This is a genomic window from Mangrovibacter yixingensis, from assembly GCF_020523985.1.
Lineage (GTDB): Bacteria > Pseudomonadota > Gammaproteobacteria > Enterobacterales > Enterobacteriaceae > Mangrovibacter > Mangrovibacter yixingensis.
Window position 1 is genome coordinate 66,688 of record NZ_JAIVKM010000012.1, and the last position, 15,457, is coordinate 82,144.

Below are 15,457 nucleotides of genomic sequence, written 5' to 3' on the forward strand. Positions count from 1 at the left end.
CACACATCCCCGGGGTCAAAATAACCACACCGAAGTGTGGTTATGATTAAAACACTCACTAATTAGCGAGTGGCCGTACTGGTCGTCGTTGTTGTAGTGGTCCCGGTATTAGCACCGTTACCACCACCGGTTGCGGCTAAAGCCATACCCATTGCGGAACCCATTGTGCTGGCACCGGCTGCTGCTGAACTACCAACAGAAACTGAACTGGCGGCAGCGCCAGCAGCATGACCGAAACCAACCTGGCTCAAACCGGCAGCCGGACCAGAAGCCTGGCCAAAACTAACCGGAGTCGCACTGGTCGCTGCACCGCTCTGGCCGAAACCAGGTGCTGCACTGGCAGAACCAGCCGCAGCAAGTGCAAATATGGCAAACGCGCCATAGACGAGTTTCTTCATAACAATTTCCCTTCACTAAATGAATGGAGATTTACCTGAAAACTTTTCAGGCGCGATCGAGTATACACAACAACCCGGTGTGATTTGGCTCACAGCGAATAACCCGATGGGTTTTCAGAAAAGATGAAGATATAAAGAATTTCAGTGCAACTAAAAATTACAAAATAAATAAAAATCAATTAGTTATATTTAAATTACCAGAAGAGATAATCCGTTTTGTCTGAAAAGAAAGAGAGGGATGAATAATAGTTCAACAGCTTTTCAGAATAACCTTACTCATGATTATTGATTAAGCGTGTTTTTTCACAGATTTATCTTATAAAAAATGCCGGTATAAAACCGGCATTTTTAAATATAAAGCGAAACTTAATAAATTAAGCGCGCCAGGATTTATAACGGTTAATTAAGCCATTGGTGGAGCTGTCGTGGCTTTCCACCGTGCTCTGATCACCCAGTTCCGGCAGAATGCGGTTAGCCAACTGTTTACCCAGTTCAACACCCCACTGGTCGAACGTGAAGATGTTGAGAATAGCGCCCTGGGTGAAGATTTTGTGCTCATACAACGCAATCAGTGCGCCAAGGCTGAACGGCGTCATTTCACGCAACAGAATAGAGTTGGTTGGGCGGTTACCCTGGAATACTTTAAACGGCACCACATGCTGCAGCGTGGCCGGGTCTTTACCCTGGTCACGGAATTCTTGTTCAACCACATCACGTGATTTACCGAATGCCAGTGCTTCTGTTTGCGCAAAGAAGTTGGACAGCAGTTTCTGGTGGTGGTCGCTGAGCGGGTTGTGCGTGATTGCCGGTGCAATAAAGTCACACGGAACCAGTTTAGTACCCTGGTGAATTAGCTGGTAGAACGCATGCTGGCCGTTGGTGCCCGGTTCACCCCAGATAATTGGCCCAGTCTGGTAATTCACAGCATTGCCGTTACGGTCAACATACTTACCGTTGGATTCCATATTCCCTTGTTGGAAATAAGCCGCGAAACGGTGCATATACTGGTCGTATGGCAGAATTGCTTCGGTTTCAGCGCCGAAGAAATTGTTATACCAGATACCAATCAGTGCGAGGATAACCGGCAGGTTCTGCTCAAGCGGGGTGCTGGCGAAATGTTTATCCATTTCGTGTGCGCCACTTTGCAGCTGAATAAAGTTATCGAAGCCCACAGACAGGATGATAGACAGGCCAATTGCAGACCACAGAGAGTAACGGCCACCAACCCAGTCCCAGAACTCAAACATGTTGGCGGTATCAATACCAAACTCGCTAACCGCTTTGCTGTTAGTGGACAGCGCAGCAAAGTGTTTGGCTACGTGTTTTTCATCACCGGCAGTTTTCAGGAACCAGTCACGGGCGCTGTGCGCGTTGGTCATGGTTTCCTGGGTGGTGAAGGTTTTGGAAGCCACCAGGAACAGCGTGGTTTCCGGGCTAACGTTTTTCAGCACTTCCGCAATATGGGTGCCATCCACGTTAGACACAAAATGCATATTCAGGTGGTTTTTGTAAGGACGCAGTGCTTCTGTCACCATGAACGGGCCAAGGTCTGAGCCGCCGATACCAATGTTAACCACATCAGTAATCGGTTTGCCGGTATAGCCTTTCCATTCCCCGCTGATGATAGCTTCAGAGAAGTGTTTCATCTTCTCGAGCACCGCATTCACTTCCGGCATCACATCTTTGCCATCCACCAGGATTGGTGTGTTGCTACGATTGCGCAACGCAACATGAAGAACAGCACGGTCTTCAGTACGGTTAATTTTTTCACCGGAGAACATAGACTTAATAGCAGAAGACAAGTCTGTTTCTTTTGCGAGGGCCAGTAATTTATCAAGCGTTTCCTGCGTGATGCGGTTTTTGGAGTAATCCACCAGCATCAAATCGTTAAAGGTAGCGGAAAAACGAGAAAAACGATCGCTTTCTTTGGCAAAGAGTTCACTGATAGTGACTTCTTTCATATCGGCGAAGTGTTTCTCAAGCGCCTGCCAGGCAGCGGTTTGCGTTGGATTGATATTTTTCATAGCAACACTCTTTTGATTTGAGAATTGTGACTGAACCCGATTGTAGCGCTTGTATGCCGCATTTGTGACGATTTTCTGTGCCATACCATTATGTTACCGATAACATTTGATGTATTTCAGTTTCCTGCCGGTTTTAATCGGGCATACGGGGAGCATTTTGCACATTCTGGAGCAAAAAAACGGCAGGAAAGAATCAGAGAAATGCCAGTTTGTGGGGAATTAAACTGAAAACTGGCACTTAAATGTTACCTGTATCTCTCGGTCAGATGTTGGTTTCTCCACCCTCGCAACGCAAGATAATATGTTGGCTGAGCTGACCTGCGACTTTCAGCAATGCGTGGCGGGTGTGTTCAATATCTTCAACCGGATGGTGAACTGTGCGGGTATTCAGTGTCATGTATGGCACAGTGATAACGGCCAGCAAATCCCCGCGGGCACCAAATACCGGTGCGCTGATATTCGTGACCCCAGATATTTGTGGGCTTTCCCCCAGGTAATAGCCTTGTTCAAGAGTGGTCGCTATCTGGCTGCGGGCATAAGCCACCTGTTCATCTGTGGCGTCATCCAACTTAATCATACGCTGGCGTTCACTCTCTTCACTGTAACTCAACAGCACAATCCCAGAACCTGAAGCACAGATATCCAGATGGGCACCGGTCCGCAGGCTAAACCCCATTTTATATGGGCTCTCCTGGCGGGCAATGACAACCAGTTGGCCATTGCTGTATTGGCTCAGGTGGCAAGACTGGTTTACCTGCAGGCACAATTGTTCCATCAGGCTACCTGCCCGTTTGAGCAACATGGCAACCGGGGGGTGTTGGTTAGACAGGGTAAACATTTTGAGTGTCAGCACATAACCTGACACATCTTCTTTGTAATCAATGTAATGCTGTTCCTGCAACACCGAGAGCATACGGAAAATTTCGTTGACGCTGCGGTTCAGGCGTTCAGCAATTTGCTTTTTGGTTAATGGCTCATCTTGTGCAGCCAGCAGCTCAAGTATAGCCAGCCCTTTCTCGAGGGCCGGAGCACGGTACTCTGTCGTCATAATCGTGGGGTCACAGGCGGAAAAATCGTTAATAGGGAAAGACTTTAACCTGGTGGCGCTCCAGAACAAAGTGCCACCAGGCGCGCTTACTTAATCAACCCCATGAGCTGAGGCACCGTCATAGAAATTGCCGGAATATAGGTAACCAGCATTAAGACGCACACAATCACCATAAAGAATGGCAGCAAGGTTTTCACTACCGCATCGATGGTTATCCCGCTGACTTTACACCCGGTAAACAGAATGGGCCCGACGGGTGGCGTAATCGTCCCGAGCGACAGGTTAAACACCAACAAAATGCCAAACTGTACCGGATCCATACCAAGACCAGTGCAAATAGGCAGAAAGATAGGCGTAAAGATCAGTACCGCAGGGGTGGGATCCATGAAAGTCCCCACGAACAGCAATACGATATTAATGATCAGCAAGATAATAATGGGGTTACTGGTCAGTGAGAGGAGTGAATCCGCAATCATGCCGGGGATCTGGGTAAATGCCATTACCCAGGACATAATCGACGATGTTGCCAGCATAAAGATAACAATTGCCGACATTTTGGCGGTACTCAGAAAAATAGCCGGTAACGTTTTGATGTCTAAAGAGCGGTAACACAGGCTCAAAAACAGTGAATACACCACCGCAATTGCCGAGGCTTCGGTTGCCGTAAATACGCCCCCCAGAATCCCGCCAATCACCACGACTATCATGGATAAACTGGGAATGGCATCCACCGCCACTTTCAGGCATTCGCGCAATGTCATGGTGTGGCGCAAAACGTAACCCCGGCGTTTTGCCATAAAGCCCGCCACCAGCATCACACCGAGCCCCCACAAAATACCGGGGACATAGCCGCCCATAAACAGCGCGGAAATCGATACACTCCCGGCTACTGTTGCATAGACAATCAGCGTATTACTGGGTGGGATCAACATGCCCGTTGGTGCAGAGGCAATATTCACCGCCGTGCTAAACGCCGGGTCATACCCTTCTTTGCGCTGGATTGGCGACATAATACCGCCAACCGCCGCAGCCGATGCCACGCCTGAACCACTAATCGAGCCGAATAACATGTTGGAGACAACATTGGTTTGCGCCAATGAGCCAGGTAAAAAGCCACTGAAAATTTTGGAAAAGTTAATCAGCCGGATAGCTATCCCGCCGTTATTCATGATGTTGCCTGCCAGAATAAAGAAGGGAATAGCCAGCAGTGCAAACGAATCCAGGCCAACAAAAATACGCTGGGCGGAGGTAATCATCGCGCCTTTCAGTGGCAGAATGGCCAGCATTGCGCCAAACGATGAAATCCCCACACTAATGCTGATGGGCGCGCCAATAATCAGGAAAAATACCGTGCCGCAAAACATGATTAACGCTGCAATCAAAGCAATGTCCATCGCTTATTCCTCCCCGCCAGGTGCGTTATTCAGCGTTTTCAGGCGCCGAAACAACTGAATTTCGTTATACAGGAAATAGAAGATAATCAGCCCGCCACTTAATGGAATGGCGCTGTAGATGTACCCCATAGGAATTTGCAGGGCGGAATCCAGTTGCCACATTTGCCGCAATACCGTGTGGTAGCCGCCAATTATCATGATGGTGAAAGTAAAAACCGCGATAGCCAGCTCGGTGAACATATCGGTCAAAATTCTCACCTTCGGGGAAAACTTATCTTTAATAAAGCTGATAGCCATATGTTCACGCAGCCCAAATACATAGGCACTGCCAAACAAAATGAGCCAGATAAACAGGTAGCGCGATAATATTTCGCTTACTGCGCTGGGGCTGTTAAATAAATAACGGGTAATTACCTGCCAGGTGATCAGCACTGTCATCAGGCCGACAATGCCGATACAAACCCAGGCAACGAAGGTATCAAGGTATTTTTTGAACGTCTCGAGCACCGCCATGGCTTATGTTCCTTTGTCGATAACGGCAACCCGGTAAGCCCTGGCTTACCGGGCGAGGGAGTTTACTGAAGCGCGACGACTTTTTCGTAAAGTGCTTTTTGCTCTGGCGTTTTAACCAGTTCAGTTTGCAGCCCTTTGCAACTTTCCTGGAACGGCTGGATATCCACTTCATTAAATTTTGCGCCTTTTTCTTCTGCTACTTTTTTGGCCTGCTCAATTTGCTCAGCCCACAGGCGGAACTCTGTTAACGTGCTCTCTTTTGCCAGCTTGCGTAGCGTTTCCTGATCCTGCTTTGACATGCTTTCCAGGAAGTCTGTGCTGACCACAACCAAGTCTGGCACCATCAAGTGGCGCGTGGCAGAGAAATAAGGTGCAACTTCATACTGCTTGAGGTCGGCGTAGGTGATCTCATTGTTTTCCGCACCATCCAACACGCCCTGCTGAATAGCGGTATAGACTTCGCTCTGGCTCATAGGCACACCAGTGCCGCCCATACAAGTCAGCATTTTCAGCATGGTGTCAGACTGCATGACACGAATTTTCTTCCCTTTCATATCGGCCGGGGTATTCACCGGGCCCGCTTTGGTATACATGCTGCGCGCCCCGGCGGTATAGGCGGTTAACACCGTAAAGCCGAAGCGGGAGGTAGAAGCGAATAACGGGTCGAGCACACCAGAAGTAAAGACTTTCTCCTGGTGAGCCGGGCCGCTGTAGATATAAGGCAGGCCAATCACGGTAAAGGTTTTATCGTAATTTTCTGCCAAAGGGTTCGCGACCACCGCCATTTGCACCGCACCGTTTTGCACTAATTCCAGCGCAGCACGCTGATCACCCAATAATTCGTTAGGGAAGATATTCAGCTTGTAACGCCCCTCGGTTTGTTGCGCCAGCTTATCGCCCAGCTCTTTCAGGGCCAGGTACTGAGGGTGCTTATCCGACTGGTTAAAAGCGGCTTTTATTTCTTTTGCGGCATACGCCAGGGAAGAGACGCCCAGCAGGCCACTTAATACCGAACATAATGCCAGGCGTTTAAAGGTCGTTTTCGTCAACATAATCGGGTCTCCATCAGAGGTTTTAATCGGTAATTCACTGTTATTTTGTTATCTGCGTTCTCAGCGCAGGTCCGTCATTGCAACAAAATCCATGTCATCAAAGGTTTGGTTTTCACCTGCCATGCCCCAGACAAAGCTGTACTGGCGAGTACCGCAACCGGAATGAATTGACCAACTGGGTGACAGCACCAGTTGTTTGTTGCGTACCACCAGGTGGCGGGTTTGCTGGGGTTCGCCCATAAAGTGGAAAACGACCTGGTCGGGTGCCATGTTGAAGTACAGGTAAGCTTCCATGCGCCGTGCGTGGGTATGCGCTGGCATGGTGTTCCATACATTGCCTGGGCGCAGGTGCGTGATCCCCATGCAAAGTTGGCAAGTGGTGAGCACTTCCGGGTGCAGGTACTGGGTTAGCAGGCGCAGGTTGGCGTTTTGCTGGCTACCCAATTCCACCTGGCGCGCCTCTTCACGTTTGATAATGCGGGAAGGCCAGGTGTGATGTGCAGGCGCACTCAGGCAGTAAACTGCGGTTTCTGTTTGTGGGTCTTCGCTGAGTGAACGAAAGCTCACAGCCTGTGTGCCCATCCCTAAATAGAGCCCGTCCAGGTAATCCAGTTGGTAGCACTCGCCTTCGTTGCATGTCACCTCAACCGGCCCGCCCAAATTCACCAGGCCCATTTCCCTTCTGGCAAGGAAAAATGGGGTACCAAAGGCTTTGTTATCAATCACATCATCTAGCGCGAGTGGTGTTGCCTGTGGGCAAACACCGAGTGCCACTACCCGGTCGATATGGCTGTACACCACATGAATTTCGCCAGGGGTGAACAGGGATTCAGTGAGAAACGTGTCGCGCAGGCGCTCGCTGTCATAAGTGCGGGCATCATCAGGATGTGTATTCCAGGTTGTTTTCATCGGGGGTCTCCTTGGTTGGATTTCAGTGTAAAAACTATTCATAGGTGATCAATAAGATTCATATATGAATAATCAAACCTGTGAATCCAGGCCCTCTTTTTAATAACCAGAAAAAAAACATTCTGCTGTTGATAAAACAATCAGGAATAACGCCCGTACCGGAGAGAGAAAATCGCGGGTAAAAATACGGTGAGCAAACACCAGATTGGCGGGTTATTCGGCAGAATGAAAAATCCGCAACCAAAGAGCGTTGACAATGTTCGCCGAACGAATTATTTCTATTAGCGCTACTTATACGAAGCGATTCGTGTAAGCCAGAAGAGGCGCGCCGCCCAGGTATTATGTCTGAGTAACCAGTACGAAGATGGCATATGAGGGGGAGCGGCGCCGAGGTAACACGTATCTGGTCGTACGCGTTATCGGCTGCAGGGGCTGAATCCCCTGGGTTGTCACCAGAAACGTTCGGCAGTCGTACGTTTCGCAAGGTGGGGCGCTTCTGGGTGTATCGTAGTGCTTGTTTTAACCTGTCTACGTCTCCCGTTTATCGCTCTTCCCTTGTGCCAAGGCTGATGAAATACCCGCTACTGCTTGTTTAGACAATGCGAAGTGTAGGTATAAAGATATTGCCACCCCAAGTGGCCCTGACACGAGGTAATAATGACTCACGCACTTTCCCAGACAGTGGTTGCCAAATTCGGTGGTACCAGTGTCGCTGATTTCGATGCCATGAATCACAGCGCCGATGTCGTTCTGGCAAACCAACAGGTACGCCTGGTTGTTTTGTCTGCATCTGCTGGCGTCACCAACTTACTGGTTGCCTTGTCTGAAGGCCTTGAGGCGACTGAGCGTTTTGTCAAACTGGATGCTATTCGCAGAATTCAATACGATATTCTTGAACGTTTGGCTAACCCGCTGGTGATTCGTGAAGAGATAGATCGCCTGCTCGAAAATATTACCACCCTCGCCGAGGCTGCTTCTCTGGCGACATCCAATGCACTTACCGATGAACTGGTCAGCCATGGCGAGTTAATGTCTACGCTGTTATTTGTGGAAGTGCTGCGTGAACGTGGCGAAGAAGTGCAGTGGTTTGACGTGCGCAAAATCATGCGTACCAGTGACCGGTTTGGTAAAGCAGAACCCGATGTTGAAGTCCTGGCAGAACTGGCACAAACCCACTTACAGCCTCGCCTGGCTGAATCACTGGTTATTACGCAGGGCTTTATTGGCAGTGAACCCAAAGGCCGCACCACTACGCTTGGCCGTGGCGGCAGCGACTACACAGCCGCACTGCTGGGTGAAGCACTGCATTTAAGCCGGGTGGATATTTGGACCGATGTGCCCGGTATTTACACCACCGACCCGCGAGTTGTGCCCGCAGCGAAACGCATAGATGAGATTGCGTTTGAAGAAGCCGCTGAAATGGCAACTTTTGGTGCCAAAATACTGCACCCGGCAACGTTACTGCCTGCCGTGCGTAGTGAAATCCCGGTATTTGTTGGTTGCAGTAAAGACCCTTCAGCTGGTGGCACCATGGTCTGTAACACAACCCAAAACCCACCGTTATTCCGTGCGCTGGCATTGCGCCGCCGCCAGACATTACTCACCTTACACAGCCTGAGCATGCTGCACTCCCGTGGTTTCCTGGCTGAGGTGTTTACCATTCTGGCGCGCCATAATATTTCAGTCGATTTAATTACCACTTCTGAAGTTAGTGTGGCAATCACGCTGGATACCACCGGTTCCACCTCAACAGGTGATTCCCTGTTAACCACCGGGCTGCTGACCGAGTTGTCGTCCTTATGCCGGGTAGAAGTTGAAGAGAACCTGGCGTTGGTGGCCTTGATTGGTAATGAATTATCCAAAGCCTGCGGGGTTGGCAAAGAGGTATTTGGTGTTCTGGAACCTTTCAATATTCGTATGATTTGCTACGGTGCCTCCAGCCATAACCTGTGCTTTTTGGTGCCTGGCGATGAGGCCGAAGATGTGGTGCGCAAAATACACCGCAATCTTTTCGAGTAACCAACTGATTTATAAAGTTATTCTTGCAGGGCGCATTCGCGCCCTGTTTGTTGCTGGAAAAGCGGTAACAAAATATGAGAAGTCCCCAATAAAAACACTATAAACACAACAACCTGCAAGGAAATAACATGTTAACCGTCCTCACGCGGCTGTTCCCACTTTGGGCTGTGCTGCTCTCTGTTATGGCGTATTACACGCCCACCACTTTCACGCCCATTGGCCCCTGGGTCACCACCTTGCTGATGCTAATTATGCTCGGCATGGGTGTGCACCTGAAGGTGGATGATTTTAAACGTGTATTGTCACGCCCCGCCCCGGTAGCTGCCGGGATTTTCCTGCATTATCTGGTGATGCCACTGGCCGCCTGGGGCCTGGCAAAACTGTTTCATATGCCACCCGACCTTGCTGCAGGGATGATTCTGGTTGGCAGTGTTGCCAGCGGTACGGCTTCGAATGTCATGATCTTTCTGGCAAAAGGCGATGTGGCGTTGTCTGTCACTATTTCGTCTGTTTCCACCCTGGTGGGCGTATTCGCCACACCGTTGCTGACCAGGCTGTACGTTGCGGCCGATATTCAGGTGGATATTGCTGGCATGCTGCTGAGTATCCTGAAAATTGTCATCATCCCAATTGCGCTTGGCCTGGTGATTCACCACACACTGCCGCGGCTGGTCAAAGCGATTGAGCCCTGGCTGCCTGCGTTCTCTATGGTGTGTATTCTCGCCATTATTACTGCGGTGGTAGCAGGTAGCGCGGCAAATATTGCCTCGGTGGGCCTGGTAGTGATTGTCGCCGTTATTATGCATAACGCCATTGGCTTGTTAGGCGGTTACTGGGGCGGGCGGTTATTCGGGTTCGATGAATCCACCTGCCGGACGCTGGCACTGGAAGTCGGCATGCAGAACTCTGGCCTGGCCGCAGCACTGGGGAAAATTTACTTTACCCCGCTGGCTGCTTTACCTGGCGCACTGTTTTCCGTGTGGCATAACCTGTCCGGGTCTTTGCTGGCGGGCTACTGGTCCGGGAAGCCGGTAAAACAGAAAACAAAAGCTCAAAAATAACCCCGGAAACCGGGGCTGTTGTTGGGTTGCTCGCCAGGTGCAATATGGCCTGGCGGGCAATTAACTCTCTTCGCGTTCGTCATCGTCAGGTTGTTCCAGCACAGTGTAAGCCACCGCACAGAACAATGAGTTCAAACGCCGCATATCGCCCAGCAACCCAAGGTGCAGTGAACTGGTTTCAATGCTCTGCACATTTTGCTCATGCAGGCGGTTAACATGAGCGTGTGAATAACGGCGAATCATGATTCGCAAGCGGTGTTTGTGCCGCCGCAAGCGCCGGGCGCTGGACACATCGCCGGAGTAAAACACGGAAACACCCAGTTTGAGGTTCTCTTCAAGTTGGTTTATCAGGCTATCCAACTCTTCCATACCTTGTGGCGAAAATGCCCGCCGGGCAGACAACGATTTATCCGCCACTTCAATGCCCATGCGCTCAATAATTTCAGCGGACTGCTGCAAGTTCATCGATGTTTCAATGATATGCGCCCAACGCCGGGACTCTTCTTCTGCCAGTTCATCTCGCGGTATACGGGCCAAATACAGCTTAATGGCGTTATGCAACACATCGACTTCTTCGGCCTGGTTGCGCAGAATTTTCTCCAGCCGGGGTTCACCTTTTAGTTCTCTTTGCCATAAAGCCAGCATTTGCTCTACACGGTCGCCCATACGCAAGGTTTCCCTTGATGCATTCGCCAGCGCCAGTGCCGGGGTGCTCAGGGCTGAGCTATCGAGGTGTTTAGGCCGCACACTGTTATCCAGCTCTGGCGGGGCTTTAACCAGCGTACTGCACAACCGCGCCATAGAATCCACAAAAGGCAGCATCACCAGGCAACGAATCAGGTTGTAAAACACATGGAAATAGATAATCAGTTCGGAATCAGACACTGGCAGGTGCTGCATACCCCGGGCAAGGACATGCACGAAAGGCAAAACCAACAGGCTACCAATCAGTTTGAATAACAGGCTTCCCAGGGCAACCCGCCGTGCAGCGGGCGTGGCGGCGCTATTGTTAATCACCGCCAGAATGCCGGAACCCAGGTTTGAACCAATCACCAGGCAAAGCCCTACCGGGAAAGCGATAACGCCTGTTGCGGTTAATGTCGCAGTCAGCAGTACAGCCGCCAGGCTTGAGTAGCTGATAATTGCGAATACCGCGCCAATCAGCGCATCCAGCAGAATGTCGCCAGTCAGTGAGGCGAAAATGACTTTGACGCCATAGGCCTGAGTAATGGGCGTGGCCGCCTGAACGATCAACTCCAGCGCCAGAAGAATCAGCCCAAGGCCAATCCCTACACGCCCCAGTTGCCCGGCCCGTGTTTGTTTGCGGCCCAGGAAAAAGATAACGCCAATAAATATCAGTAATGGTGACAACCAGGAAAGATCAAATGTCAGAATTCGCGCCATCAGCGCTGTACCGACATCGGCCCCCAAAACAATCACCAGCGCGGGAGCCAGCGCCACCAGGTTTTGTGAAACGAACGATGTCACTAATAACGTGGTGGCATTGCTACTTTGCACCAGGGCCGTCACACCAATCCCCGCGCAAAACGCCATGGGTTTACGTGAAATACTGCCACTGAGTACGCTGCGTAAACGTGCGCCAAACACGCGCATCACGCCAGTTCGCACAATATGGGTTCCCCATACCAGCATGGCAATCGCTGAAAGCAAGTGAAGTAATGTCAGCAAAGGCACTCCTTTTTTATTTTCCGCCGGGGTTTCTAAACACCGGTCTTTTACTATTTCATATCGACCTGATTAATCAGTATATGTGCTGTCTTGTAAAGAAAAGACAAGGGGTAAAACGTGGGCTGCGTTGCCCGCGCTCATCTGCTTGCTAATGAAGCCCAGTGAGGCGTTCATTCTGTGCTGCGATTTTGCTCATAATACATTCACGTACAGTATCGCGCAGCCAGTGGCAACTTTTAGATGTGTCATTTGCTTAAAAAAACAGGCAGCGCCAGAACGGCGCTGCCTGTTAGTTTTATAACGTTGGTTTTACAACGCTAGTTTTATAACGTTAACGTTATAACAACAGTTATCAGAAATAGCGGGTCAGGTTTAACAGGAAGCCTTTGTCCTGTGCGCCGTCTTCACGCCAGTGGAACGCATTCGCACCGATATCCAGGTTACCCTGACGGTAGTTCGTGCCCGCCGTGGCCTGGCTGTTCACCCCGCCACCGCGTTTGCCGTCTTCCACCCGGAACTGCTGCCCCGAAGCACCTGCCAGGCTTGCCGTGCGCCCCTGGCGGCTGAATGCCAGGTTCGGCCCCGCTTCCAGGTGGGCATGGGCACCCCAGCCACTCTCTCCCGCCCAGTTCACCCGCAGGCCCGTTACCGCATCCACCGCCGTTTCGGTGTAACGGCTCATGCTCAGGTTGAAATCACCTGCGCCGCGCTCCTGCATGCCGCCTGTCATCTGGTGGCGTACGGCCACCCCGGCGAACGGTTTCACACTCAGGCTGTCGCCCAGGTTCAGGGTTTTCGCCCCTTCACTGCGCAGCGCCAGTTGCTGAATGTGCACGTCACTGCGCGCACTGTTGCGCACCCCTTCAAAGCGGATGTCGCGGCGGCTGTCCAGCTGGTGGCGGTCGTAACGCAGGCTGTTGTGCCAGCCCAGACCGTCGCCCAGGCTCAGGTGGTGGCCCAGCCCGAAGAACTGGCTGTAACCGCCGGTCAGCCCGTTATCCCCGGCGCGGCTCATGGCGTTGCCGCCACTGCCGGAAAGCCGTGCCATGCCGTAATGCGCTTCCAGCTCACCAAAACCGCTGTCAAAACGCTGGCCCACGGCCACCATGTCGTAGGTCACTTTGTTGGCCATTTCGGCCCGTTTGTCGCCTTTGGCCACCACGTTAAACGACAGACCGCTGTCGGTGGCCACCGGGGATTCGGCCGCCAGCCGGGTAAAGCGCTGGCCCAGAATACGCGCTTCTTTGTTCAGGCCCGTGGCCTGGACACCGGACACCTGTTTCAGCGCCCGGTCCAGCTCCGCAGAGGTGGACACATTCAGGCTGCTGTACAGGCTGTTGCTGGTGTAGCCGTTATCCAGCGCCGCTGCCACGCCCGCCACGCTCTGGTCACTGATGACCGCCACGTAGTCGTTTTTGGTCATGGTCACGTCCACGTTGCCGTCGGCGTTGTTATACCCCTGCGCGTTCCACACCACGGTCTGTGAACCGATGTTCTCTGCCCCGCTGATGCTGTTGCCGGTGAAGACATCGCTGAAGGTGACTTCCTTCGCTGCCGTGCCCGCCGTAAACCCGGCGCTGATGGTCACCGTGCTGTCGATATGCAGGTTGTTGCCCCCCAGTTTCCCCGCCGTGCCGTCAGCATTGGTGCCGATAACATAGTTGTTGACCAGGCTGGCGTTGCTGTTCCATTCCGGGACAGAAGGTGGGTTGGGAACGGAAAGGTCATTTTCATTCCCCCGGCCGTCATCCTCACTGTCTTTGATAATGCCGCCACCGGTTCCGTGGAGCACCACGCTGCCGTTATTGATGAGGATTGAGTCACTGCTGGTCTTTTCAAATGCCCAGGAGTTGTCTGCCCAGACATTAATCACCCCGTTTGCGGTGTTGTTGACAATGTTGGCGGCACCCGGAGCCTGAATACCCACCAGGCCTTCACCGTTGGTGCCGTCTTCCCGGCCCTCCTGAGTCCCCACGTTTATCACCCCGTCGTTCACCACGCGGGTGGTGTACCCACCGGTGCCGGTACGGATGGCCACCGCACCGTCGCCCTTCACGGTCACTTCACCGGCATTGTGGAAGTTGTAGGGGCGGCCCAGGTTAACCAGCGCGGCCAGCGGGCTTTCACCGTAAATCCGCCCGCCTTCCAGGTTATAAATCCAGCCGGCATTACTGTTGGCGTTTCCACCGGAAGTGGTAATGGCGCTGTAGCCGCCGGTGGCAATCATTTCACCGCTGTTATACAGGTACACATCCGCCGCGGAGCGGGTGCTGTTCCACAGGGCGTTGACTCCCCCACTGACTGCCGGGCCGCTGTTGGTTATCAGCCCTTCGTTCCAGGTGGTCAGGTTTTTTATCACCGCACTGCCCGGCTCTGTGCCAGTGACCGTACCGCGGTTCACAAACTGACTCATGCTGCCCATGCCTGTCAGACGGGCGTTGATTGTGGCACCCTCATGGTTGACCAGTACACTGCCGATGTGTACTTCCTGCGCACTGTCAAAAGTGGCATCGCCATGATTTGCGGTATCCTGGTAGAGTAACCAGGGGCGGGTCTCACCGCTCCAGTTACCGGTTTCCCCCTCTGCGGTCAGCACCGGGGTGGTGAGAATCACATAATCAGATTCACTGGTAGAGGCGCCCCAGTTCGGGTCGCCGTTATTTATCGGGCTGCCGTAAAAGTTCACCGTGCCAAAGTTAAACACCTGACCGTTGCCAGAGGTGTAAAATGCCTGGCCGATATCGGTGTTAATGTTAATCACCCCGGTGGTGTCGTTAATGGCAACACCACTGCCGATGGCCGCCATGGCATACAGGCCATCTGTGCTATCGTTATCCACCGTCAGGGTGATGGTCCCCTGGTTCAGGGCCGTACCGTTATTCGCCACCATCCCCATCCCGGCGTTATGCACCCGGATTTCACCACCGGCCGCATTCACTGCCCTGGCACCATCCCCGTTCGCCAGCATCCCCGTGCCGCGGCCGTAGCTCTGCGCGGTCAGGTGCAGGCCGGTTTCGGTTAACAGGTTGCCGTCTTCGTCCAGGTCGTTCGACATACTGTTCAGGGTTATCAGGCCTTTATTGACAGCCTGGCTGTTATGCCCCACCGCCACACCGTGGGCCCCCTGGCCGCTGACCTGCACGGTACCGTCATTGATAAATGAGGAATTATTCAACACCGCCACGCCATACAGGCCTGTCCGGCCACCAATATATCCCCCATCCTCAGAAGAAATATTGGTACTTCGTGAATCCAACACCGAGACAATATCCAGCAGACTGTCGGCCATGTTATGCATCAATGATGATTGGAGGTGTACAAACGAACTGATATAATACTCTTCGTTGTCC

The 15,457-nt window shown here is 52.1% G+C and carries 11 protein-coding genes and 1 riboswitch; of the genes, 2 read left to right on the forward strand and 9 right to left on the reverse strand.

What is annotated here, in order from left to right:
- Positions 1 to 62 precede the first annotated feature (62 nt).
- The 7 genes from yjbE to kduI form a co-directional block, all read right to left on the reverse strand.
- A complete protein-coding gene (gene yjbE / locus LC084_RS23395; RefSeq protein ID WP_036102969.1) occupies positions 63 to 398 on the reverse strand; it encodes an exopolysaccharide production protein YjbE in 336 nt (111 codons plus the stop codon).
- Positions 399 to 772: 374 nt separating this feature from the next.
- Positions 773 to 2,422: a glucose-6-phosphate isomerase gene (gene pgi, locus LC084_RS22060; protein WP_226574203.1), complete on the reverse strand. Its 1,650-nt coding sequence runs from the start codon at positions 2,420 to 2,422 to the stop codon at positions 773 to 775.
- Between the two features lie 262 nt (positions 2,423 to 2,684).
- Positions 2,685 to 3,470, reverse strand: coding sequence for an IclR family transcriptional regulator (locus LC084_RS22065; RefSeq protein WP_226574205.1), 786 nt, complete (start codon positions 3,468 to 3,470; stop codon positions 2,685 to 2,687).
- 86 nt (positions 3,471 to 3,556) lie between these two features.
- On the reverse strand, positions 3,557 to 4,864 hold the full coding sequence (locus tag LC084_RS22070; RefSeq protein WP_226574207.1) for a TRAP transporter large permease: 1,308 nt from the start codon (positions 4,862 to 4,864) through the stop codon (positions 3,557 to 3,559).
- 3 nt (positions 4,865 to 4,867) lie between these two features.
- Positions 4,868 to 5,377, reverse strand: coding sequence for a TRAP transporter small permease (locus tag LC084_RS22075; RefSeq protein ID WP_226574209.1), 510 nt, complete (start codon positions 5,375 to 5,377; stop codon positions 4,868 to 4,870).
- 62 nt (positions 5,378 to 5,439) lie between these two features.
- A complete protein-coding gene (locus LC084_RS22080) occupies positions 5,440 to 6,429 on the reverse strand; it encodes a TRAP transporter substrate-binding protein (RefSeq protein WP_226574211.1) in 990 nt (329 codons plus the stop codon).
- A 60-nt stretch (positions 6,430 to 6,489) separates the two neighbouring features.
- The gene (gene kduI / locus LC084_RS22085; protein WP_226574214.1) at positions 6,490 to 7,338 is read right to left on the reverse strand and encodes a 5-dehydro-4-deoxy-D-glucuronate isomerase; all 849 of its coding nucleotides are present in this window, start codon (positions 7,336 to 7,338) and stop codon (positions 6,490 to 6,492) included.
- 310 nt (positions 7,339 to 7,648) lie between these two features.
- Positions 7,649 to 7,842, forward strand: a riboswitch (Lysine riboswitch).
- Positions 7,843 to 7,995: 153 nt separating this feature from the next.
- Between kduI and lysC the strand changes: the two genes are divergently transcribed.
- Entirely contained in the window at positions 7,996 to 9,357 is a 1,362-nt protein-coding gene (gene lysC / locus LC084_RS22090) for a lysine-sensitive aspartokinase 3 (protein WP_226574217.1), read from the forward strand.
- Positions 9,358 to 9,485: 128 nt separating this feature from the next.
- Complete coding sequence (panS, locus tag LC084_RS22095) at positions 9,486 to 10,418, forward strand: ketopantoate/pantoate/pantothenate transporter PanS (protein ID WP_226574220.1); 933 nt, start codon at positions 9,486 to 9,488, stop codon at positions 10,416 to 10,418.
- 60 nt (positions 10,419 to 10,478) lie between these two features.
- Here panS and LC084_RS22100 read toward each other — a convergent pair whose 3' ends face one another.
- Both LC084_RS22100 and LC084_RS22105 read right to left on the reverse strand, forming a co-directional pair.
- Entirely contained in the window at positions 10,479 to 12,107 is a 1,629-nt protein-coding gene (locus LC084_RS22100) for a Na/Pi cotransporter family protein (RefSeq protein WP_226574223.1), read from the reverse strand.
- A gap of 352 nt (positions 12,108 to 12,459) precedes the next feature.
- Positions 12,460 to 15,396, reverse strand: a complete 2,937-nt coding sequence (locus LC084_RS22105; RefSeq protein ID WP_226574226.1) for an autotransporter outer membrane beta-barrel domain-containing protein — start codon at positions 15,394 to 15,396, stop codon at positions 12,460 to 12,462.
- Between the last annotated feature and the right edge of the window lie 61 nt (positions 15,397 to 15,457).

Bases quoted from the DNA above. Each gene is read 5' to 3' on its own strand.
- yjbE (WP_036102969.1), bottom strand. From the start codon at position 398: ATGAAGAAACTCGTCTATGGCGCGTTTGCCATATTTGCACTTGCTGCG.
- pgi (WP_226574203.1), bottom strand. From the start codon at position 2,422: ATGAAAAATATCAATCCAACGCAAACCGCTGCCTGGCAGGCGCTTGAG.
- LC084_RS22065 (WP_226574205.1), bottom strand. From the start codon at position 3,470: ATGACGACAGAGTACCGTGCTCCGGCCCTCGAGAAAGGGCTGGCTATA.
- LC084_RS22070 (WP_226574207.1), bottom strand. From the start codon at position 4,864: ATGGACATTGCTTTGATTGCAGCGTTAATCATGTTTTGCGGCACGGTA.
- LC084_RS22075 (WP_226574209.1), bottom strand. From the start codon at position 5,377: ATGGCGGTGCTCGAGACGTTCAAAAAATACCTTGATACCTTCGTTGCC.
- LC084_RS22080 (WP_226574211.1), bottom strand. From the start codon at position 6,429: ATGTTGACGAAAACGACCTTTAAACGCCTGGCATTATGTTCGGTATTA.
- kduI (WP_226574214.1), bottom strand. From the start codon at position 7,338: ATGAAAACAACCTGGAATACACATCCTGATGATGCCCGCACTTATGAC.
- lysC (WP_226574217.1), top strand. From the start codon at position 7,996: ATGACTCACGCACTTTCCCAGACAGTGGTTGCCAAATTCGGTGGTACC.
- panS (WP_226574220.1), top strand. From the start codon at position 9,486: ATGTTAACCGTCCTCACGCGGCTGTTCCCACTTTGGGCTGTGCTGCTC.
- LC084_RS22105 (WP_226574226.1), bottom strand. From the start codon at position 15,396: ATGGCCGACAGTCTGCTGGATATTGTCTCGGTGTTGGATTCACGAAGT.